Origin of the sequence: Rhizobium azibense (assembly GCF_004342325.1) — a bacterium.
GTDB classification, from domain to species: Bacteria; Pseudomonadota; Alphaproteobacteria; order Rhizobiales; family Rhizobiaceae; genus Rhizobium; species Rhizobium etli_B.
This window is the reverse complement of the sequence record NZ_SMBJ01000011.1, coordinates 63,189-83,725: the sequence shown is the minus strand read 5'-3', so window position 1 is coordinate 83,725 and position 20,537 is coordinate 63,189. Positions and strand designations below refer to the sequence as shown.

Annotated in this window: 20 protein-coding genes; 11 read left to right on the top strand and 9 right to left on the bottom strand. The window is 59.9% G+C overall.

The window, feature by feature from the left end; all coding sequences use genetic code 11:
• Positions 1-39: 39 nt before the first annotated feature.
• Together EV130_RS25290 and EV130_RS25285 are read left to right on the top strand one after the other, a co-directional pair.
• Positions 40-1,794: an ABC transporter ATP-binding protein gene (locus EV130_RS25290; protein ID WP_132661962.1), complete on the top strand. Its 1,755-nt coding sequence runs from the start codon at positions 40-42 to the stop codon at positions 1,792-1,794.
• Between the two features lie 122 nt (positions 1,795-1,916).
• Positions 1,917-2,912: a GSCFA domain-containing protein gene (locus EV130_RS25285; protein ID WP_132661960.1), complete on the top strand. Its 996-nt coding sequence runs from the start codon at positions 1,917-1,919 to the stop codon at positions 2,910-2,912.
• Positions 2,913-3,140: 228 nt separating this feature from the next.
• On the opposite strand, the gene EV130_RS25280 is transcribed toward EV130_RS25285, so the two are convergent.
• From EV130_RS25280 to EV130_RS25265, 4 genes are all read right to left on the bottom strand, one after another.
• Entirely contained in the window at positions 3,141-3,623 is a 483-nt protein-coding gene (locus EV130_RS25280; protein WP_132661958.1) for a DUF302 domain-containing protein, read from the bottom strand.
• A gap of 101 nt (positions 3,624-3,724) precedes the next feature.
• Complete coding sequence (locus EV130_RS25275; RefSeq protein WP_132661956.1) at positions 3,725-4,942, bottom strand: MFS transporter; 1,218 nt, start codon at positions 4,940-4,942, stop codon at positions 3,725-3,727.
• Positions 4,943-5,023: 81 nt separating this feature from the next.
• Entirely contained in the window at positions 5,024-5,515 is a 492-nt protein-coding gene (locus EV130_RS25270; RefSeq protein WP_132661954.1) for a cupin domain-containing protein, read from the bottom strand.
• Positions 5,516-5,697: 182 nt separating this feature from the next.
• On the bottom strand, positions 5,698-6,609 hold the full coding sequence (locus tag EV130_RS25265; RefSeq protein WP_132661952.1) for a LysR family transcriptional regulator: 912 nt from the start codon (positions 6,607-6,609) through the stop codon (positions 5,698-5,700).
• A 182-nt stretch (positions 6,610-6,791) separates the two neighbouring features.
• Here EV130_RS25265 and EV130_RS25260 point away from each other — a divergent pair, with 182 nt between their 5' ends.
• The 9 genes from EV130_RS25260 to EV130_RS25220 all read left to right on the top strand — a co-directional run bounded on the left by EV130_RS25260 (position 6,792) and on the right by EV130_RS25220 (position 15,117).
• Complete coding sequence (locus tag EV130_RS25260; RefSeq protein WP_132661950.1) at positions 6,792-7,622, top strand: 3-hydroxybutyrate dehydrogenase; 831 nt, start codon at positions 6,792-6,794, stop codon at positions 7,620-7,622.
• A gap of 35 nt (positions 7,623-7,657) precedes the next feature.
• The gene (locus tag EV130_RS25255) at positions 7,658-8,737 is read left to right on the top strand and encodes a patatin-like phospholipase family protein (RefSeq protein ID WP_074062150.1); all 1,080 of its coding nucleotides are present in this window, start codon (positions 7,658-7,660) and stop codon (positions 8,735-8,737) included.
• A gap of 222 nt (positions 8,738-8,959) precedes the next feature.
• Positions 8,960-9,229: a BufA1 family periplasmic bufferin-type metallophore gene (locus EV130_RS25250; protein ID WP_074062149.1), complete on the top strand. Its 270-nt coding sequence runs from the start codon at positions 8,960-8,962 to the stop codon at positions 9,227-9,229.
• Between the two features lie 41 nt (positions 9,230-9,270).
• Positions 9,271-10,296, top strand: coding sequence for an MNIO family bufferin maturase (gene bufB / locus EV130_RS25245; RefSeq protein WP_132661948.1), 1,026 nt, complete (start codon positions 9,271-9,273; stop codon positions 10,294-10,296).
• Positions 10,286-11,071: an HvfC/BufC family peptide modification chaperone gene (locus tag EV130_RS25240; protein WP_132661946.1), complete on the top strand. Its 786-nt coding sequence runs from the start codon at positions 10,286-10,288 to the stop codon at positions 11,069-11,071. The genes bufB and EV130_RS25240 overlap by 11 nt, the downstream gene beginning before the upstream one ends.
• A 12-nt stretch (positions 11,072-11,083) precedes the next feature.
• On the top strand, positions 11,084-11,557 hold the full coding sequence (locus EV130_RS25235) for a DoxX family protein (protein ID WP_132661944.1): 474 nt from the start codon (positions 11,084-11,086) through the stop codon (positions 11,555-11,557).
• A gap of 3 nt (positions 11,558-11,560) precedes the next feature.
• Entirely contained in the window at positions 11,561-12,877 is a 1,317-nt protein-coding gene (locus EV130_RS25230) for an NAD(P)/FAD-dependent oxidoreductase (protein WP_132661941.1), read from the top strand.
• Positions 12,867-14,729 (top strand): adenylate/guanylate cyclase domain-containing protein, encoded by a 1,863-nt coding sequence (locus tag EV130_RS25225; protein ID WP_132661939.1) that lies wholly within the window; start codon positions 12,867-12,869, stop codon positions 14,727-14,729. Before EV130_RS25230 ends, EV130_RS25225 begins: the two co-directional genes overlap by 11 nt.
• A gap of 13 nt (positions 14,730-14,742) precedes the next feature.
• Entirely contained in the window at positions 14,743-15,117 is a 375-nt protein-coding gene (locus EV130_RS25220; protein ID WP_132661937.1) for a DUF3307 domain-containing protein, read from the top strand.
• A 256-nt stretch (positions 15,118-15,373) separates the two neighbouring features.
• Here the strand turns inward: EV130_RS25220 and EV130_RS25215 are convergent, their stop codons facing one another.
• The 5 genes from EV130_RS25215 to EV130_RS25195 form a co-directional block, all read right to left on the bottom strand.
• A complete protein-coding gene (locus EV130_RS25215; protein WP_074062142.1) occupies positions 15,374-15,646 on the bottom strand; it encodes a DUF982 domain-containing protein in 273 nt (90 codons plus the stop codon).
• Positions 15,647-15,778: 132 nt separating this feature from the next.
• Positions 15,779-17,689 carry an adenylate/guanylate cyclase domain-containing protein gene (locus EV130_RS25210; RefSeq protein WP_132661935.1) on the bottom strand — a complete coding sequence of 637 codons (1,911 nt, stop codon included), beginning with the start codon at positions 17,687-17,689 and terminating at the stop codon, positions 15,779-15,781.
• A gap of 163 nt (positions 17,690-17,852) precedes the next feature.
• Positions 17,853-18,626, bottom strand: a complete 774-nt coding sequence (locus EV130_RS25205; protein ID WP_074062140.1) for a FadR/GntR family transcriptional regulator — start codon at positions 18,624-18,626, stop codon at positions 17,853-17,855.
• Positions 18,627-18,636: 10 nt separating this feature from the next.
• The gene (locus tag EV130_RS25200; RefSeq protein ID WP_074062139.1) at positions 18,637-19,917 is read right to left on the bottom strand and encodes a TRAP transporter large permease; all 1,281 of its coding nucleotides are present in this window, start codon (positions 19,915-19,917) and stop codon (positions 18,637-18,639) included.
• A 4-nt stretch (positions 19,918-19,921) separates the two neighbouring features.
• Positions 19,922-20,500 (bottom strand): TRAP transporter small permease, encoded by a 579-nt coding sequence (locus tag EV130_RS25195; protein ID WP_074062138.1) that lies wholly within the window; start codon positions 20,498-20,500, stop codon positions 19,922-19,924.
• Positions 20,501-20,537 lie beyond the last annotated feature (37 nt).

Below are 20,537 nucleotides of genomic sequence, written 5' to 3'. Positions count from 1 at the left end.
CCGCTTGGCTGAGCCGGCGGGAAATTCATACGAGCGCTCATGTCTCTAGCAAAACCGAACGTCCGCACTCTTGAGATATTGAAGCGGGTGGTTTCCGAAAATTTCCGGGACCATATCCCTGGCTATAGCTTCGCAATTGCCTGCCTCGCTGCGGTCGCGCTTTCTACTGCCTATACGGCCTACGCAATGAAAGGCATTGTCGACGAGGCCTTTGTCAGTAAAGACGCAAGGCTCGTATGGCTGATCTGTTTCTCGCTCTTTGCCGCATTCGTCATCCGAGGATTTGCAAGTTACGGTCAGGCTGTTGCGCTTTCGAGGGTCAGCAACAGTATCGTGGCCCGCTACCAGAAGCGGCTTGCGGCTCATCTGATGACGCTTCCGCTTGAATTTTTCGACGAACGACGGTCGGGGCAGGTCGCTGCGTTACTGAGCCAGAATATCTCCGGCATACGCGACGTTCTCAATCTGACGGTAACGTCGACGGCGCGGGACATGCTCTCCTTCGTCTCGCTGCTCGCAGTGATGGTCTATCAGGATCCGCTGCTAAGCATCGTCGTTTTGCTGATGGCACCGGCTCTGCTCTTTGGGCTCAGATTTTTTTCGCGTCGTCTCAAAGAGGTTGCGTTAAAAGGTATCCGCCTTAACGGCATTTTCTTCGGAACCATGCAGGAGACAATCCAGGGCATTTCCGTGGTTAAGGCCTTTACGATGGAGCGCGCGCTGGAGGCGCGGGTCGAAGACGTCATCGTTGCGGTCGAAAATCGATCCAATCAGCTTGCTCGCCTATCTGAACGCAACGCACCCGTGACCGAGAGCTTTGCCGGCCTCATGCTTGCGGGCATACTTGCCTATGCCGCCTATCGCTCGATCTACTTCAATGTACCGCCGGGTGCCTTTTTCTCTTTCGTCACGGCGCTGTTGCTGCTCTACGATCCGCTGCGCCGTCTTGCGAAGTTGCAAGTGCAGATGGAGCGGGCTGCCGTCCACGCACGGATGATCTACGAACTGCTGGACATGGAGCCACGCCAGCGCGACCTGCCGGATGCCAAGCCGCTGAGGCCGACCGAGGCACGGATCGAGTTCCGCGACGTCTCCTTTGCTTATGGCACCGAGACCGTCCTGAACGGCGTTAGCTTCGTTGCCGAAGGCGGTAAGACCACCGCGCTTGTCGGCCCTTCCGGCGCCGGAAAATCGACGATCATGAATCTGATCCCGCGCTTCTATGATCCGAAGGGCGGCGAGATCTTGATCGACGGGCAGGACATCGCCCATGTCACCAAACAGTCGCTGCGTGAGCAGCTCGCCTATGTATCGCAGCAACCCTACCTCTTCGAAGGTTCGATCCGCAACAATATCCGATATGGCCGGCCGGATGCGACGGACGCCGAGGTGGAAGAGGCCGCCCGGCTTGCCTACGCCCACGAATTCATCCTGGCGCAGCCCAACGGCTACGATACCCCCGTCGGCGAAAACGGCGTGACGCTGTCGGGCGGCCAGCGACAGCGACTATCGATTGCCCGCGCGCTAGTGCGCAACGCTCCGATCCTCTTGCTCGATGAGGCAACCTCCGCCCTCGACACCGAATCCGAAGCTGCCGTCCAGAAAGCTCTCGACCAAGCAATGACCGGCCGCACCGTCGTCGTCATCGCCCACCGGCTTTCCACTGTCGTGCGTGCCGATAAGATCGTCGTCATGCAGCAGGGCCGTGTCGTCGAAGAGGGCGATCACGAGGCGCTTGCGAAGCTTGACGACGGTCTTTACGCTCGGCTTAGCCAGTTGGGGTTCAACGCGTAAAATCGTTGTGGGGAAGAACTCGTGCCGAATCTGGCGGCTACTGACAGTCGGTTTCTTCCGTCGGGTGTAGCCCTCGCCTAGGGACCGGTGTATCTACCAGTGGAATATCGGGATTCAACATTATGTCCGCAGCTGCAGAGAAAACAATCATTTACCGCGTGAAGCGCGCGCTGGGCCTCGTGAAGAAAGAAGAGAGCGCGAACCATATTTTCTATGAGACGGGAAAACGGACGCGGCGCGCTCATGCCACCTGGTATCGCGGTGAAACGACCAATTTCTATCCCGACAAGCAGGCGATCAAGAATCTGAGTTCTGTTGACGAGTATGTTGGAAAGGGATGGTTACCAACCGCCCCCCTGATTAGCAAAGAACATTATATCACAGCATTTGGTAGCTGCTTTGCCAGTGAGGTTACAAAATTCCTCTACAATGAAGGCTATCAGGTATTCGGCCGCGACATGAACCTCAATTCTTACGTCGTGAGAAGTGGGGAAGGTATCGTGAACTCGGCGGCTATCCGCCAACAGTTCGAATGGGCATTTGAAGGAAAGGCCCCTAAAATCGAGCTTTGGCATGACAAGGCGGGTGTACCTGGCGATTATTCCGACGACGTCAGAGATTCGACGAAACAAATCTTTGAGAAATCCGACGTTTTCATACTGACCCTGGGGCTTTCAGAAGTCTGGTACGACAAGCCCACCGGCGAAATATTCTGGCGTGCTATTCCAAAGCGCGACTTCGATCCCCAGCGGCACGGATTCAGGGTGATGAGTGCGGCCGAAAACCTTGATAACCTCAGGCGTATCTATGAGTTGATAAGGGCTCATCGTCCTGACGCGACCATCATCGTGACGTTGTCGCCTGTCCCGCTTGCCGCCACTTTTCGCCCGGTTTCATGCATAACCGCCAACTCGGTGTCTAAAGCCTCATTGCGAGTCGCCATAGACGAGCTTATGCGAGAGCCTAAAGCGGCCCAGGATGAGAGGTTCTTTTATTTTCCGTCTTACGAAATAATCACGTCTTTTCTCCCTGATCCAATGAAAGACGATTTTCGTCATCCGACAGATCAGTCGGTCGACTTCATCATGCGCACTTTCCAGCGGCATTTCCTAATTTAGCGAGAGGTGCCGCGTCCCCTTGATCGCCGTCATGAGAGGGAGCTCGCGCTCCACCCAGAACGCGACCCTCAGGGCGTGAACGCATGGAGGCAGTTCTATGGAGGGCCATGTCACGGAATGACCCGCGCGCGAGATATGTGCTGATTGAAGCGGCGTCCCCTCAAGGCGGCTTCGACATCACCGTAGGTGGAAATACCTGGGCGGGTGTCCCGCCCAAGTATTGGTTCTTCATTTGCGGACTGATGAAACGACGGATTCAATCACCTCGGTCGCCATATGGAACTCCTTCTTGCGGTTTTTGATCCCATGACGTTGGGCAACCCAGTCGAAATCGTTGTAGGCGACATTCACCGAACCGTCCTGCGCCTCATAAATGAGAACACGCACCGGCCAGTCCAGACCGGAAGTCGGGTTGGCGGTGATGAAGGTGGTGCCCAAGGCAGGATTCCCGAAGAGGATCAGGCGGGACGGCCGGACCTTGTTGCCGGCAGCGTTGCCGAGCTCGGCCTGGTCGATGTCGTCGAACAGCATGATGCCTTTCGCCGAGACATCGGCCTTGATCTTCTTGACCGTTTCGCTGAGCGAATATCGGCTTTTGAGCGTGACGACACCTTCGCGCTTTCCCGCCTGCGCAACGCTGCTCCATGTCACGCCGAGTGCGGCCGACAGCAGTAAGGTGAATGCGAATAATAGACTGATGAACCTGAACATTTCCTCATCCTTTGGTGACGTTAGTGGGATACGCTTGTCATTGTCGCAGGCGATCCTCGGCATGGATAATGCCGTTCGATGTGGGTTTCGATGATTGGAGATTATCGCCGGGACGGACCGGACATTGAGCCGATGGGAAAGGCGATCACGATCGCCGCAAACATCGCTGCGACGAGCACGCCGACAGAAGCTCGCCAGCCCAGATGATCAAAAACCTGACCAAGCACGAGACTGCCCGCGAGACCGCCCGTGTAGTAGGATGCGAGATAGATTCCGCTGGCCCCTGCCTTGTCCGTGATCGCTCGCCGTCCGACCAGTCCGGTGGCGATCGCCTGGGCGAGAAACGTGCCGATCGCCACCAGCGCCAGTCCGGATAACACCAACGGCAATCTGGCACTCAGGAGTGCGGCGAGGCCAAAGACCGCAAGTCCGAGCGTCGAGATGATCCCGAGCTTTGCCCCGATGCGGCCGGCGAGCTTTCCTGCCATCGGTGTCGTCAGCATAGAGGGCAGGAAGACCAGGTAGACGAGGCCAAGCGTCATCGGCGTCAAGCCGAGGGCCACAAGCTGGAAATTCACGTAGGTGAAGGTGCCGATGAAGGTGAACAGGATAAGGAAGCCGATCGCGAAGGTGCGGCGGAGTTCTCCGTCGGCGAAATGATAGGCCCAACGGCGCATGTTGAACGAGCCGTCCTCGCTGGTTTGCATCATTTTCGAGGTTTTCTTGAGCGTCGACCAGACGAGCAGCGCACCGGCGAGATTGAGGGCCGCGAAGGTGAGGAAGTTGATTTCAAGCCCTCCGAGGCCGGCGAGGGCTGCGGATACGATGCGGCCGAAAAAATTGCTTGCGACATTGCCGGTGACATAGGCGGCCAGCGCGCCGCTCGCCTGGGCAGGCGAGAAGTGCTCGGAGAGATAGGCCATGGTCAGTGTAAAAGCGGTTGACATGCACAGGCCCTGAACGACACGAAGTGCCGCAAAAATTGAGAGATCGTCGGTGAACGCCAGCGCCGTCGTCGGAATTGACAGAAGCGCGAGGCTGATCCAGATGCCATTGCGCCGATCGAACCCGCGGCCGAAGAAGGCGACGCCGAGCCCCGCTACGGCCATGCCGAACGTGCTGGCGTTGACGGCGAATCCAATGGCAGCGCGGCTGACCTCGAATTTCGCGACGAGCGCGGGCACGATCGCCTGGGCGGCAAAGAGATCGACCAGTGTCAGAAAGGCGATCAGCGCGATGACGGCGAAGCGCGCGCTATCGGCAGCAGCAGAGCCGAAGCTCGTGCGTGGCGGATTAAGGCCATTCTCTATGCCCGTCATGGCGATCGCTCCAGCGGTTGGGTGAATCGGTGCGGCATCTCCGGCCTGACGGAGATGCCTGTCAGCGAGCCTGGGGAAAGCTCACATGGATTCGTTTTTGTGCTCTTCGGATGTCAGGATGTCGGCGGAGTAAAGAACAGCCGGCTCGCTGCCATTGTTCTTCCACCAATGCGACAGCGCACCAAATTCGGCCGTCACGTCGCCCGCTTTGTGTTCGACCGGCACCTTGCAGGTGCTGCGGTATTCGGTGATCGATCCGGAAACGATCACGATGTTTGCCGGGCGCGTCTCATGCGAATGCCACGGTACGACACCGCCTGGCTGTACGATAAGTTTGCGCATGCGCAGCGCGCTGTTTTTCCAGGCATCGCCCTTGGAGGCGAGGTCGATTGAGGAGATGACCTCATCGGTGACGTCCTTCGGCATCATTTCGCCGGGCGGCATGCCCTCGGTTGCGACCTGGTCGGCCGGGCATTCTCCGGCGTAGGCATGTCCGCCTGGTATTATAGTGAAGGATGTTAGGGCAAGGACTGTGGCAAGCGTCACGCGTTTGGCGTTGAGTTCGAATTTCATCAGAGTTCTCCTTGTTAGGCCCGGATGAAGCGTTCTGGCCGGGCATGACGAGGAGGATGGAGGAGTCGATGGTCAATGAGAAATGCCGCCTCATTCTGAATTCCATAGCCTGAGGCTATGGTGAAAATGAAGACGCGCGGAAAACGCCCGCATCGGCTGAATGCCGGGCGTAGGTCATTGTTTCAGTTCAAATATTCATTCTGGCGGGTTAGCGGAGTCGTCGCCCAGCCATATGATTTGACAGCGCCGACGAAGGTCGAAACAGCGGGAGAGAAGCGGCGGCCGGCAACGGTAACCAGACAGACTTCGCGCGTAACCTCGGGCTCCGCGACGGGTCGGACCTGCAGGCCCGGCACGACAGCACTATATTCCGGAATAAAGCAGATGCCGAGCCCGCCGGCGACGAGATTCTGGATCCAGTCCTCTCGTTCGCTGGAATAGGAAACAATGGTGCTCACCCCCTGGGCGTCACAGAGATCCGTTAAATAATCCCAATACTCACAGTTGACGCGGCGCAGATATATCTCGCCATCAATTGCCGAGATCGGAATAGCGTCGTATTGGCTGAGGCGGTGACCGGCCGGAAAGGCTAGCATGAACCGTTCCCGGAAGAGCGGCGTCACATCGAAGCGTTCCGGAAAGTTGTCGGCGCTCGACATGATTGCGACGTCCAGTTCTCCTTGCTCCAGCAGCTCTGACAACCTGGCCGGAATGCCCTCAACGAGTTGGAGCTGTATGCCCTTGTGCCCCAAATTGAAATCAGTGAGCAGGCCGGTGAAGCGGCGCGGTCCGATCGTACACATGATGCCGACTTTTAGGTGGGCGTCATTGAGGCAGAGAAACTTCGATGCTTCCGACTTGACGCCAAAGAGCTCGTCCTGCACCTGCTGAAAGCGTGGACGCAGGAGATTGCCGAGATCGGTTATATGCGTGAGGTTGCGCTCGCGCCGGAAAAGAAGTCCACCTATCTCGTCCTCAAGCTGCTGGATCGCACGGCTCAAGGCGGGTTGCGTAACATTGCACTTGTGCGCCGCACGCGTGAAATTGCGCGTTTCGCAAACGGCCAGAAAATACCGGATGTGATGGATATCCATATCCGCTCCCCCGAACGATCCATTTAAATGCCAGTGCATCTATTCTGGTCCCGCATTCCATCTTCATCCAATGCCATGGATTTATCAATTCTATTAGAGAGCGGCATTTCTCTTATGGCAACGGGGGCGCCATTCTTATCGGGTAGCCACGGATGGTGGCGCCGCAAGAGATGGAGAATGCGATGCTCAACGTGCTTGATACCGAAACCGAGGCCCTGGCCGGCCGCAAGATGCTCGAAGGCCGCACGGCTATCGTGACGGGCTCGACCAGCGGCATTGGCCTTGGCATTGCCCATGCGCTTGCCAGGGCGGGCGCCTCCGTCATGCTCAATGGTTTCGGCAATCCAGTGGAGATCGAGACCCTGCGTGCAGAGATGGCCGAGAGCAATGATGTCGACGTCGCTTATGACAGCGCCGATATGTCAAAGCGCGATTCAATCCTGATGATGGTGGAACGCGCAAAGGCCCGGTTCGGCCAGGTTGACATCGTCGTCAACAATGCCGGCATCCAGCATGTCTCGCCGGTCGGCACTTTTCCGCCGGAGAGGTGGGACGCGATCATGGCGATCAACCTTTCGGCGGCCTTCCATCTCGTCCAGGCGACGTTTGACGGCATGTGCGAGCGTGGATATGGCCGCGTTATTAATGTTGCTTCCGCCCACGGCCTGATCGCCTCGCCCTTTAAATCCGCCTATGTAGCCGCCAAGCACGGCATCGTGGGTTTCACCAAGGCCGTTGCTCTTGAAGGTGCCGAGTTCGGCGTGACATCGAATGCGATATGCCCGGGCTATGTCTGGACGCCTCTCGTCGAGCAGCAGATCGATGACCAGGCGAAGTCACACAACATCGCCCGCGATGCCGTGATCAGGGATGTCTTCTTAAAGAACCAGCCGACCAAGCGGTTCGCAACCGTTGAGGAAATCGGCGCGCTCAGCGTCTTCCTTTGCTGCGATCTCGCGAATTCCATCACCGGCACGGCCGTTCCGGTCGACGGCGGCTGGACGGCGCATTGACAATGCCAAATCGGGGCAAATCGGGAGGGACTTCCATGAACAAGCATGCAGACGTCAGGAAAACGACCGCCGACAGTACGGCTGCCGCCTCCCACGAACGCGGGCCGCGGATGATCAATCTGGCGCTCCAGGGCGGCGGTGCGCACGGCGCCTTTACCTGGGGGGTTCTCGACCGCCTGCTCGATGAGCCCAACCTTTCCTTCGAAGGCATCGTCGCGACCAGCGCCGGTGCGATGAATGCAACGGTTCTTGCTTATGGCCTCGCCGAGGGCGGACGGAGTGGCGCACAGACGGCGCTCGCCAGTTTCTGGCGGCGTGTCAGCCATGCGGCCGCATCCGGACCGCTGCAACCGACGATCTTCGACAAGATCACCGGCTCGCGGGCGCTCGAATTTTCACCCGCCTTCATGATGTTCGACATGGTGACGCGGCTGATGTCGCCCTACCAGTTCAATCCCTTCAATTTCAACCCGCTGCGGCAGGTTCTCGAACAGTCGATCGACATGGACGCGATCAGGATGGCGCGCTGCCCGGTCAAGCTCAGTATCTGCGCGACCAATGTGCGGACCGGCAAGGTCAAGGTGTTCGGCAATGACGAGCTCTCGATCGAAGCGGTCATGGCGTCGGCGTGCCTGCCCTTCCTGTTCCAGGCAGTCGAGATCGACGGGGAGTTCTACTGGGACGGCGGTTACATGGGCAACCCCGCGATCTTCCCGTTGATCTACGGCTGCGACACGCCCGATGTTCTGATCGTCCACATCAACCCAATCGAGCGAACCGCGGTGCCGCGCACGGCTCCCGAAATCCTCAACCGCATCAACGAGATCAGCTTCAATTCGTCGTTGCTGAGGGAAATGCGAGCGGTGGCTTTCGTCACCGACCTGATCGACGCCTCGCCGGAAAGGTCCGGCAATCTGAAGCGGATCTTCGTGCACGGCATCGCTGACGACGAGACGATGAAGAGCCTCTCCGTGTCGAGTAAACTCAATGCCGACTGGGGTGCGTTGGTCGACCTCCGCGACCGGGGCCGAGAATGCGCCGACATGTGGCTGCTCGCCAATTACCAGGATATTGGCAAACGATCGACCGTCGATATCCGCGAACGATACCTTTGATTTTTCGACTGGTTCCCGCTTCGGCAACTCCCTCCCGGCATGCCGCCTCGCCCCTTCCCACCGGAAGGGGCTTTTTTTGCCTGCTCGAGGCACTGCAGGCGCATAGCGCCAGTCATCGAAACCATGCCGCAACAGCATTTCAAACGTCACCATCGATGCGGGAAAGTAACTCCAGTCAAGCCGGTAGGCGGTTTGATCGAACCTCAACCAGGAGACCCTTCAATGAACACCACTCGTATCCTCATCGGCTCCGCCCTTGCCGCCATGACCTCCATGGCGACCTCAAACGCCTTCGCTGGCCCCGCCGCACAGCCCGAATTCTCGTTCGAGAAGTGCTACGGCGTCGTCAAGGCCAGCCTCAACGATTGCCAGACGGCTACCCATTCCTGCGCCGGCACCTCGACCGCCGATAACCAGGGCGATGCCTGGATCTACGTGCCTGCCGGCACCTGCGCCAAGATTTCCGGCGGAGCGATCGAACCCAAGACCTGAGGCCTTTTAAGCTTCATTCAGCCAATATGAAGGAGTGACCAATGTCCAAGATATTTCCCAGTCTTCCAGTACCGGATGCAGCGGGCATTGGTCTGCGCTCCCGGCACATTTCTGAAATGATCTCCCGCCGCCCTGCGGCGGGATGGCTGGAAATCCATGCCGAAAACTACATGGGCGATTCAGCCGCCGTCGATGCGCTGGAGAAGTTGCGCGAGACCTATCCGCTGTCGGTGCACGGCGTCGGTCTTTCGCTGGGCAGCGCTTCGGGCCTTGATCGAGACCATCTGGAGCGGTTGCGCAGAGTGTGCATTCGGTTTCAGCCTGGGTTGGTTTCCGAGCATCTGGCCTGGAGCGTTGGCGACGGCGCCTATCTCAACGGTCTGTTGCCGCTGCGTTACGACGAACATGCGCTCGAAATCGTCGCCGCCAATGTCGACCAGCTGCAGAACACGCTGCAGCGCCGGGTTTTCATCGAAAACCTGTCCGCCTACATCGCCTTCGCCAACTCCACCATGACCGAGGCGCAGTTTCTGGCCGAGCTTGTCAAGCGGACCGGCTGCGGCCTGCTCCTCGACGTCAACAACGTCTATGTCTCGGCCTGCAATCTCAATTTCGAGGCAAAGGCCTTCATCGACGAACTGCCCGCTGAAGCAATCGGCGAGATCCATCTCGCCGGCCACGCCGTGAACGAGGTCGACGGCGACGTGGTTCTCATCGATGACCACGGTTCGCGCGTACCGCCCGCGGTCTGGTCGCTCTATGCCTACGTGCTCAGACGTATCGGCCAGCGTCCGACTTTGATCGAGTGGGATAGCGAAGTGCCTGAACTCGACGTGCTGCTCGGCGAGGCCATGTGGGCCGACATGATGGCGGCAACGATCAGCTTCGAGAAGCGCGCTACACCACAAATTGCCCACAAGCCAGATCGGCGGTTCGAGCGGCTCGCACTGCCCTCGACCAGCAACCTGGCGCACGGCGCCATGCCGGCCATCGCGGCATTGACCACGATCACGCCCTCGGTCTTCGCAAGCAACTCGGTCACGAAGAGGGCGCGCCATGCTGTCTGACCTCGCGCTCCAAGATGCCGTCGCAGCGAAGATACTCAGCCGTCCCGGGCCGGACCTTCGTTCTTCTTTCGAGATTGGCAACCGCTTCGACCCGATGCGCCGCTTCAACATCTATCGCAACAATACCTTCGCATCGCTGACGGCCACGCTCGTGTCGGTGTTTCCGGTGACCGTCAGCCTGATCGGTGAACGCTATTTCCGCCACGTCGCGGCAAGCTTCATACGCGTCGGTCCTCCGTCCGAGGCGCGGCTGGTACGCTACGGAAGCGACTTTGCCGATTTTCTCGCCCGGCTCGACGACCTCAAGTCCTTGCCTTTCATCGCCGACACCGCGCGGCTCGAATGGCGGATCGCCGAAGCGCTCGATGCAGCCGTCCTGACACCCGCGACCATGGCTGAACTCCAGCGCGGCGGAAGTGGCACGATCCCAGACCTTGTCCTCCAGCCGTCGCTGCGGCTGCTCTTCTGCCGCTGGCCGGCGCTCGACATCTGGTCGGCGCACCAGGCGGATGGCGACCTGGAACTGCTCCGCGACATCAAGCGTCAACCTCAGCGCATTGCGCTCTGGCGCGACCGCGACAGCGTCCGTTTCCTGCGTGTGAACGGTGCCCACTACACTTTCCTGCGCGCGCTCAAGAACAGGCGCGGGTTGGAACCAGCGGTGATGAAGGCCGCAAACCGCATGTCGGACTTCGACCTCGTTGCCTCGCTTGGTGGCCTCTTCGCCGAGGGACTAGTCACCCACGTCCGGCACCTGCCAGCAAACCTCAACTGAAGGATTGGATCGATGACCATGATGACACCCGTATCCATGCATAAACGAGCCGGCCTAGCCGGTCTTTATTCTCACGCGCTCTGCATCGCCTCGTCCGTGCCGATCTCAGTGGTCCAGCTCGTCGCCCGGGCCGCCGTGGCGAACGTCTTCTGGCAATCGTCGCAGAGCAAGCTCGTCTCTTGGCCGGTCACGGTCCAGCTCTTCGCCTTCGAGTATCGGCTTCCCGTGCTCGATCCGGGTGTTGCCGCAGTGCTTGCCACCGCAGCGGAACTCTCTGGTGCAGTCCTGCTGTTCCTCGGTCTCTTCTCGCGGTTCGCCGCAGTGATGCTGCTCGCCGTCGTGGCAACGATCCAGGTTTTCGTCTATCCCGGCCATTGGGGCGAACACCTGACCTGGGCGGCTCTGCTGCTTTTCATCATCGCCCGCGGCGCGGGCATGATCTCGCTTGACCATTTCGCCGGCCGCTTCTTTTCGCGGGAGCGCTAAGCCATGCGGATCGAAGCCGAGAGCGCGATAACAGGCGGTGCGCCGAATATGATCCGCCCGTTCGCCGGGAATGGCCGCCCCCGCGTGGTCATCCTCGGCGCCGGCTTCGGCGGGCTTGCCGCAGCCATGGGGCTCAAGGGTGCCGACGTCCATATCACGGTCATCGACCGCCGCAACTATCACCTCTTCCAGCCGCTGCTCTACCAGGTGGCGACGGCGGGTCTTTCCCCGGCACAGGTCGCCATGCCGATCCGCCGCATCCTGTCGCGCCAGAGGAATGTGACCGTGCTCATGCAGCGTGTGGAGCGCATCGACAAGGCGATGCAGCTCGTCGAAACCGCTGACCGCGCCATACCCTACGACTACCTGATCGTTGCCACTGGTGCCCGCCATGCCTATTTCGGCCACGAGGAATGGGCCGAAAGCGCACCAGGTCTGAAAACGATCGGAGACGCAACCGAGATCCGCGCCCGCATTCTTTCCGCCTTCGAACGCGCCGAGGTCACCCAGGACGAGAAGCGCCGCGAGGTGCTGCTGACCTTCGTGGTGATCGGCGGCGGGCCGACCGGCGTCGAAATGGCCGGCGCCATCGCGGAGCTCGCCCGTAAGGTGGTGGTTCGCGATTTCCGTCACATCGATGCCGCTTCGGCGCGCGTTGTGCTGGTCGAAGCCGGCAACCGCATCCTGCCCGCCATGCCGGCCTGTCTTTCGGCAATGGCGCAGCGCCAGCTCGAGGGCCTTGGCGTCGAAGTGCTGTCGACCAACGCCGTCACCCACTGCGACGCCGAGGGCGTCATGCTCGCCGATGGGCGGCAGATCCGTTCCAGTTGTGTACTTTGGGCTGCCGGTATCATGGCATCCAAGGCTGCCAAATGGCTCGGCGCCGAGGCCGATCGAGCCGGTCGTGCGATGGTGGACGAGCGACTGAACATCCCAAGCCATGACAACATCTTCGTTATCGGCGATACCGCTGCGGTAAAGAACGAGGACGGCTGCCCTGTTCCGAGCATCGCTCCTGCCGCCAAGCAAATGGGAAAGCATGTCGCACGCGCCATCCGCGCACTCATGGCTGGCGATCCCGTCGAGCCGTTCCGCTACCGGCACCGTGGCAATCTCGCCACGATCGGCCGCAAGGCTGCGGTGGCCGATTTTGGGCGGTTCAGGCTCTCCGGCTATTCTGCCTGGCTGGTCTGGAACCTCGCCCATCTCTGGTTCCTGGTCGGTTTCCGCAATCGCCTACTCGTCTTCATAGATTGGGGCCTGGCCTATCTGAGCTACGAGCGGAGCGCTCGCCTCATCACCGACCGCCATGAGCGCTGATTTCTTGCCACGTGTGAAGATGGGCCGCGCAGTCACCGCGCTGCTGCTGCTCGCCGTTCTCTCGACGGCAGGACTGGTCCATCTCATATGGCAACGCACCGCGAGCGCCAATGTCGACAATGTCGTGGCGGCCCTCGATGCTCAGAGCGCAGGCGCCGTCCGCAACGAACTGGCCTCACAGCTGGCACAGGTGTCCAGCACGGCGGAGGTCATTCGTTCGATCTTCTTTCAAGGCGCCATCAAGCCCGACGATGAGGTCAAGCGCGAGTTCCTTTTCCTCTCGCTGCTGCGCGAGCAATCCGCGATCGCCTGGATCGGATTCGGTTTCCCCGACGGGCGCTTCTTCGGTTCGCATTCAGCGCCTGACAGCCGAATCGAGATGATCGAAATCGCCAAGGCCGCCCCCGGCGAACTCCGTCAATTGCGCCTGGACCGTTACAGGCCAATCGCCGGCGACATCATCTTTGAGGAGCGTCTCAAGACCAAGAGCGCCTATGTGACCGAGGGCTCTCGCTGGTATCGCAAAGGCAAGGACAGTACGGAGCCGGTCTGGACCGTGGTCGACATCCTGCCGAGTGGATTCGAGCCTTCGATCGTCCTTTCAAAGCGTGTCGAGGCCTTCGGGCGGCTCGAAGGCGTGATCATGGTCGCGGTCAGCCTGCGCCAATTGTCGCTCACGCTGCAGGACCTCAACATCCCCTCCGAGAGCAAAGTCTACGTGCTCGCAAAGGACGACATCGTTCTCGCTACGTCTGAACCGTCGGATGGCGTCATGGCCGCCCATCTCGCTGATTTTCCGAAGGCCGATGCACTTTCCTCTGCTGTCGCGTCGGCACGCCGCGCCAATTCCCGAAGCGTCTTCCGCACGCTCCAGCAGACTGACGCGCTCGGCCCCATCTTCGTTTCGTCGAGCGCGCTGCCGTTCGAGGACTGGCGGTTGTTGACTGCCATTCCGCGCTCCACCTTCGCCGGCGACATCGATGAGAACACCAAGCGCGTTCTCGTCATTATCGCAGGCATTGCGCTGCTGGCTGCGGTCACGGCCATTGTCTTCGCCCGACTGCTCTTTGCTCGACCGCTCGCCCGGCTTGCCCAACAACTGCACGCAGTCGAACGCTTTGAACACAATGCCGTCAGCCACACGCCCACCCTGCTGGCTGAACTCAATGATTTCTCGGCGGCACTGAAGAGGATGTCTTCGGGGCTATCGGCCTTCGCCCGCTTCATGCCGCTCGATGTCGTCAAGCCGCTGGTCGATGGGGGCATAGAGCCCAAGCCCGGCGGCAAGGTCACCGACATCACCGTCCTCTTCGCCGATCTGCCCGGATTCACGGAGATGACGGAAGAACTCGGTGCCGGCGTCGAGCCTCATCTCACCCGTTTTCTGACGCTTTCCATCGCCGCCATCCACGCAGAAGGCGGAACCGTCGACAAGTTCATCGGCGACGCTGTTATGGCAATCTGGAACGCGCCGAATCGTGAGCCCGATCACGCGCTCCGCGCCTGCCGCGCCGCCAAGGCTATCCGAGACGCGATGCATGCGATGCCTCCACTGGCACCTCAGCACGACAGGGTGCGGGTCAGGATCGGCATCAACAGCGGCACCGCGCTGGTCGGCAACATCGGCTCGGTAGAGCGGCTAAGCTACACCGCGATCGGAGATGTCGTAAACCTCGCGAGCCGCCTCGTCGGAGTAGCTAAGGAGAACGGCATAGAGATTGTCCTGAGTGGCGAGACGTTTGCGCGGACGCGCGGCAGGTTCGCGGCGCGTCCGCTCGGCGAGACTACCGTGCGCGGCAAGTCGCAATCGGTGCCGTTTTTTACGATCGATGGAACGGGTCCCGAGGCGTGAGGGAGAACGCAACATGGACAATATATTTCCCTTTATCAGTCTGCTGATCTGGCTGCAGGTCAAGCATTTCGTGGCCGACTATCTGTTGCAGCCGCCTTGGATGCTCGAGGGCAAGGGTCACATTAGAAATCCCGGGGGTTACGTGCATGCTGCCATTCATGCCGTCGGTAGCTTCCCCGCTTTGGTTTTCTTTGGGCTGGACATGGGGATCATTTTCGGTTTGGGAGCAAGCGAATTCGCAATTCATTATGCAATCGACCACGCGAAAGCCATTCATTCCCGTCAGCACTCTGGTGGCATCATGACTCGTGCATTCTGGGCTGCGCACGGAGCAGATCAGCTATTGCATCACCTGACCTACGCTGGAATTCTGGCAGCGGTGGCATGACTCATATCCAACCGGCTTTCGCAATCGGTGTCGGGACGGTGCGGATGTCTTCTTACTCGGCGCATAAGCCAAGATCCAGGGATCAATAACGGACTGAGAGTTCTACCGTTCGTCCTGCTCGTTCTGCGAGACCGGGCGGATATGAACACTGAATCATGAAGTTTGTCGAGCCTTGGGAACTCACAACAAGCGTTTCCCGGGAGAATGCGATATGACGACGAAGCATTCTAGCCAGCCGCTTAAAATGGCGCGGAAATCAGACCCTCACTCTGATGACGTCAGGAATTTCAACAGGGATCAGTGCCTCATGAGCGGCATCGATGAAGGCTTGCCTTGCTTGCTCTTTTGACGCTCTTCCCTCGGCTACGCCGATGCACACTTCCATGGCATCGAAAAATGCCTTGCCATCAGAGACTGGCCAATACCGCAGAAGCATATCGAGAGCTTCGCGGGTATTTGTAATCGTGTAGAGTTGCCCGCTTTTCTTGCAGACGATCATTACCGGCTGAACCCACTGCGCACTGTCCATGGCTCATCCCACAACCTATCGGCAAGTACACTCGCTGGAATCGATCGCAGGCGCAAGGGGATTGAAAGGCTTGATTGATTTCTGATCGATCCGGAAGCCACAGGGAGAACGCGGGGAAATCGCCTGCCGCGCTCAGGCATTCTCTCGTTCGATTAGTCCTGAACGCGCGGCGGTTTCCGGAGCCTTTGCACGGGCAAGTTCCTGCAGGAAGCGATCCATCAGGGGAGAATCTCCAAATCGCCGATAGTCGCGTTCGGAGGCCAGCGAAAACTCGGGTTTGGCTCGCACCAATCGCGCCATCGCAACCTGGGCTTCCGCCACGTCACCGCGACCTGCCAACAATGCGGTTCGGATCAGCAGGCAATCCGCATCCTGCGGCGCACGGATCAGGCATTCTCCAATGACGCTGTCCGCCTCGTCCAGGCGACCAGCGGCATAAAGTGCCTGACCGTGGACGTAGGTATAGTATTCCGGCGCCATCGGATGCAGGCGCCGTGCGCGCTCGGCATTGCTGACTGCCTCGCGATAATTGCCGAAACGGACCTGCGCCTTTGCCAAGGCCATCAGGCTGTCAGGATCGTTGGGGTTGAATTCCACGGCGCGACGCGCGGCCTGGATTGCGCCGGAATAATCGCCGCTGACCGCAAGACCGAAGCTCAACACCTGGTAACCAATGGCAAGTGTGGGGTCGAGACGGATCGCCTGTCGCGCCTCGCTCAGGCCCGTTTCCACGTCGGCCATCGTGGCTCGCCCGCTTACGCCCTGCGTCATGTCGATGATGTAGGTCATGCCGAGATGGGCTCGCGCCAAGGCATATCCCGGATCCAGCTCCAACGCGCGATGATAGAGTGCGCGCGCCGCAAGAAGCGCTTCGCTGTCTTTCGAACCATGTTTGTAACGATCCCGCGCCTTAAGGACGAGGTCATAGGCCTGCAGGTTTTCCGTCGGCCGCCTTGAGGCGTCGGCAACTTCGGATTCGCGAACATATGAGACGAGGTGCGAAACAATTTCGGTCGTGAGTTCCGTCTGGACCGCAAACACGTCCTCGACGCGGCGATCATAGCTTCTCGACCACAGATGAGCGCCGCTTCGCGTATCAATCAGCTGCGCGACGACGCGAAGCTGATCACCCACGCGCCGCGCGCTGCCCTCCACGATATAGCCAGCATCCAACTTTTGGCCGACTTCGCGGATATCGGCCGCCTCTCCACGCAATGCGAATGTCGAATTGCGAGCGATCACCTGAAGTTCGGGATTGCGTGCCAGTTCCGTGATGATGTCTTCCGTCAATCCATCGGCGAAATAGTTTTGTCCCGTATCGCCACTCATATTGTCGAAGGGAAGGACGGCAACAGAGGGACGCCGATCCATATCTCCGACGCCGGTGAGCCAAGTAACCCTGTCGGCGATCGTTTCCGTCATCGTCTTCAATCCAGGAACCTGGCTTGCTGCAATGACAAGCAGGAGGACGCTCAGGAAAATCGCAAAGGCCACCGCACCACGCGACCGGTGCAGGGCACGCGTGAGCCGTCTCAATCCGTGAGCGCCAGCGCCGTCTAACCTGACGGCATATACCTCAAGTTGCTCTGGAATGTTCTTAGCTTGCCGTAACCCGATTCTGTGGAAAAGGTCACCACGACCCCGGTCGGCGCTCCGCACGACCGCAGCGCTCACAAATATGCTGCCAGGCTCGGCCATGGCTTCAAGCCGAGACGCGACGTTGACGCCATCACCGAACATGTCGCCATCATGCTCGATGACATCTCCGAGATTTATGCCGAGACGCAGATTGAAAGGTCTTTCCGCAAAGCCGAGCTGAATACCGATCGCCGCATCAAGGGCCTCGTTCACGCTTGGAAATGCGGCAAGGAACCCGTCGCCGGCGCTCTTGAAGATCCGGCCACCATGGTGCTCGACCGACGGTTTGATTACGTCGTCGAAAACTGAACGCAGTTCTGCATAGGTCGCCGCCTCATCCTCGGCCATCAGGCGGCTATATCCGGCGATGTCGCCGGCTATGATCGCAGCAAGCTTCCGTTCCACGCTCAGTCCTCGTCACTCCGGCTCAAGACTACAACATGGTCGCTATGTCAGCCATTCACAGTTGAGTGCGCACAAGGCTTCAGCCCTCTCCATACGGCCGCCAGCTCTTGAAGCTGCTTGGGTGCTGTGCTTGGCCCTCTCAACACCGGCTATCTTCGGCGCATCAGCCCTTGCGTTTGGCCGTTCCTGAAATCCATTTTGCCTGCTGGCCGCTTATGAGCGCGCGATAGCGCTCCTGGCTGGCGGTCAGGTGGGCGCGCATGGAGGCGCGGGCGGCTTCCGGATCGCTTGCCGAGATCGCCTTCAGGATTGCCAGATGCTCGCGCTGCAGACCTTCCTGATAGTTGCGCGATAGCGTGCTGTCGGTACCCCAGGGCGAGGCGACATCGCAGGGGATCGCCCGCATGCCGAGCGCATCGAGAACCTCTACGTAATAGGAGTTGTTCGTGGCAGCCGCGATGGCGCGGTGGAAAAAGAAGTCGCTTTTGCCCGTTGCCTCGCCACGCTCAAGCAGCCGGTCGAATTCGAAGAAAGCTTCCTGGATCTGTGCCTCCTGGGCGGCGTTGCGCCGGAGCGCAGCAAGCCCGGCACTTTCGATCTCCAGCCCCATGCGCACCTCGATTACGTTAAGCGCATGCGAGATCTTGTTGCCGACGTCAAGCGTGATCGATCCGAAGGCAAGCGTCGGGTGGTCCTTGACGAAGACGCCGGCGCCTTGCCGCGCCTCGACGAGCCCATCGGCGGCAAGGGTCGCAATCGCCTCGCGCACAACGGTGCGGCTGACGCCGAAGAGCTCGCCCATCCGGCTCTCCGTCGGCAGCTTCTGGCCGGGTGCGTATTCCCCGGACAAGACCTGCGCGCGGATGGCCGAAACCACGCTTTCGGAGAGTTTCGGCCTTCGCTCGATCCTCAAATCAAGGGCTGTATCGGCCGCCATGTCCGCTCTCCTATTTGAACGCAGCCGGCAGCCACAGCGAAATAGCCGGGATGTAGGTGACCAGTCCGAGCACCACGAGGCCTGCGCCATAGAACGGCCAGATCGAGCGCATGGCCTCCCAGACGGAAATCTTGCCGACCGCACAGGCCACGAATTGCACCGCGCCGACTGGGGGCGTATTCAGCCCGATGCCGAAATTCAGGATCATGATCACGCCGAAATGCACCGGATCGACGCCGTAGGCCTGCGCCACCGGCAAAAAGATCGGCGTGCAGATGATGATCGTCGGTCCCATGTCCATGAAGGTGCCGAGCACAAGCATCAAAACATTGAGCAGGAGCAGTACCGTCAATGGATCGTCGGCTACGGCCTTCATCCAGGCCACGAGCGAGGCGGGGACCTTGAGGAAGGCCATCAGCCAGGAGAAGGCGGCAGCGGTGCCGATGATCAACAGCACCATTGCCGTCGTGCGCACGGCGCCTTGCGTGGCGTGGACGAAGTCTTTCCAGCTCATCTGCCGGTAGACGAAGAGGGTTATCAGCAGCGCGTAGAGCACAGCGATGCACGAGCTTTCCGTCGCCGTGAAGATGCCGGACCTCACCCCGCCGAAGATGATTGCGATCAGCAGAAGCCCGGGCAAGGCGACAGCGAGCAGATGTGCAACCATGACAAAGCCGGGGAACGGCTCCGTCGGATAGCCGCGCGAGCGCGCGACGATGTAGGCCGTCACCATGAGGGCAACTGCGAGCAGGATGCCGGGTAGTATGCCGGCCGTGAACAGGTCGGCGATGGAAATCTTGCCGCCGGCAGAGATCGAATAGATGATCATGTTGTGGGAGGGCGGCAGAAGCAGTGCGATCAGCGCTGCCATCGAGGTGACGTTGACGGCATAGTCCGCGCCATAGCCGCGCTGCTTCATCTGCGGGATCATCAGGCCACCGACGGCTGCGGCCTCCGCCACCGCCGAACCGGAAATGCCGCCGAACAGCGTCGCAGTGACGATATTGACCTGGCCGAGGCCGCCGCGCACGTGGCCGACGAGGGAAGCGGCAAAGGCGACGATGCGGCTCGCGATGCCACCGCGCACCATCAGATCGCCGGCGTAGATAAAGAAGGGGATGGCGAGCAGCGAAAACACGCTCATGCCGGAATTGAGCCGCTGAAAGACGACCAGTGGCGGCAGGCCCATATAGACCACCGTCGCAAAACTGGCGACGCCGAGGCAGAAGGCAATCGGCGTGCCTATCAGCATCAAAGTGGTGAAGACACCGAACAGGATCCAGAGTTCCATCGCACTACACTTTCAATTTGACGTTCGGGTCAGCGTTGATGTTTTCGATCTCGACGGCGATCTCTGCCGGCAAGACCTCATCCAGTGCCTCGTCGATCGGTTCGCCGGCGAGGCGGAGCACGATGCGCTCCAGCGAGAAGATCACGGCAAGCACACCCCCGCCGGCAAGCGGCAGGTAGTCGAACGCGCCGGAAATACCCAGCGAGGGCAAGGTGGTGTTCCAGGTGAGCTTCATAAGCGCACCGCCGTACCAGATCATGCCGGCGCCGAAGGCGAGAATGACCACGTCCGAAATCATGCGCAGGACGCGCTTGCCTGATTTCGGCAATACGTAGAGCAGCACGTCGAAACCCAGATGGTTGTTTTCCCGGATGCCCACGGCAGCGCCGAGGAAGATGAACCAACTCATCAGCATGACGGAGCCCGGCTCCGTCCAACTCGGCGAATCGTTCAGCACGTAGCGGCAAAATACCTGCCAGGCGACGAAGGCCGTCATCAGCACCAGGCCGGCGCCGGCGAGCCACAGGGCAGCGTTGCTGAGGCGCGTCAGCAAATTGACAGCGGGTGTCAGGCTATTCGACATAAAGGACCTCGTCGAATTGGGCGTTCACTCTCCCTTG

Coding starts and splice junctions, on each gene's coding strand:
- EV130_RS25290 (WP_132661962.1), top strand. CDS start 40: ATGTCTCTAGCAAAACCGAACGTCCGCACTCTTGAGATATTGAAGCGG.
- EV130_RS25285 (WP_132661960.1), top strand. CDS start 1,917: ATGTCCGCAGCTGCAGAGAAAACAATCATTTACCGCGTGAAGCGCGCG.
- EV130_RS25280 (WP_132661958.1), bottom strand. CDS start 3,623: ATGTTCAGGTTCATCAGTCTATTATTCGCATTCACCTTACTGCTGTCG.
- EV130_RS25275 (WP_132661956.1), bottom strand. CDS start 4,942: ATGACGGGCATAGAGAATGGCCTTAATCCGCCACGCACGAGCTTCGGC.
- EV130_RS25270 (WP_132661954.1), bottom strand. CDS start 5,515: ATGAAATTCGAACTCAACGCCAAACGCGTGACGCTTGCCACAGTCCTT.
- EV130_RS25265 (WP_132661952.1), bottom strand. CDS start 6,609: ATGGATATCCATCACATCCGGTATTTTCTGGCCGTTTGCGAAACGCGC.
- EV130_RS25260 (WP_132661950.1), top strand. CDS start 6,792: ATGCTCAACGTGCTTGATACCGAAACCGAGGCCCTGGCCGGCCGCAAG.
- EV130_RS25255 (WP_074062150.1), top strand. CDS start 7,658: ATGAACAAGCATGCAGACGTCAGGAAAACGACCGCCGACAGTACGGCT.
- EV130_RS25250 (WP_074062149.1), top strand. CDS start 8,960: ATGAACACCACTCGTATCCTCATCGGCTCCGCCCTTGCCGCCATGACC.
- bufB (WP_132661948.1), top strand. CDS start 9,271: ATGTCCAAGATATTTCCCAGTCTTCCAGTACCGGATGCAGCGGGCATT.
- EV130_RS25240 (WP_132661946.1), top strand. CDS start 10,286: ATGCTGTCTGACCTCGCGCTCCAAGATGCCGTCGCAGCGAAGATACTC.
- EV130_RS25235 (WP_132661944.1), top strand. CDS start 11,084: ATGACCATGATGACACCCGTATCCATGCATAAACGAGCCGGCCTAGCC.
- EV130_RS25230 (WP_132661941.1), top strand. CDS start 11,561: ATGCGGATCGAAGCCGAGAGCGCGATAACAGGCGGTGCGCCGAATATG.
- EV130_RS25225 (WP_132661939.1), top strand. CDS start 12,867: ATGAGCGCTGATTTCTTGCCACGTGTGAAGATGGGCCGCGCAGTCACC.
- EV130_RS25220 (WP_132661937.1), top strand. CDS start 14,743: ATGGACAATATATTTCCCTTTATCAGTCTGCTGATCTGGCTGCAGGTC.
- EV130_RS25215 (WP_074062142.1), bottom strand. CDS start 15,646: ATGGACAGTGCGCAGTGGGTTCAGCCGGTAATGATCGTCTGCAAGAAA.
- EV130_RS25205 (WP_074062140.1), bottom strand. CDS start 18,626: ATGGCGGCCGATACAGCCCTTGATTTGAGGATCGAGCGAAGGCCGAAA.
- EV130_RS25200 (WP_074062139.1), bottom strand. CDS start 19,917: ATGGAACTCTGGATCCTGTTCGGTGTCTTCACCACTTTGATGCTGATA.
- EV130_RS25195 (WP_074062138.1), bottom strand. CDS start 20,500: ATGTCGAATAGCCTGACACCCGCTGTCAATTTGCTGACGCGCCTCAGC.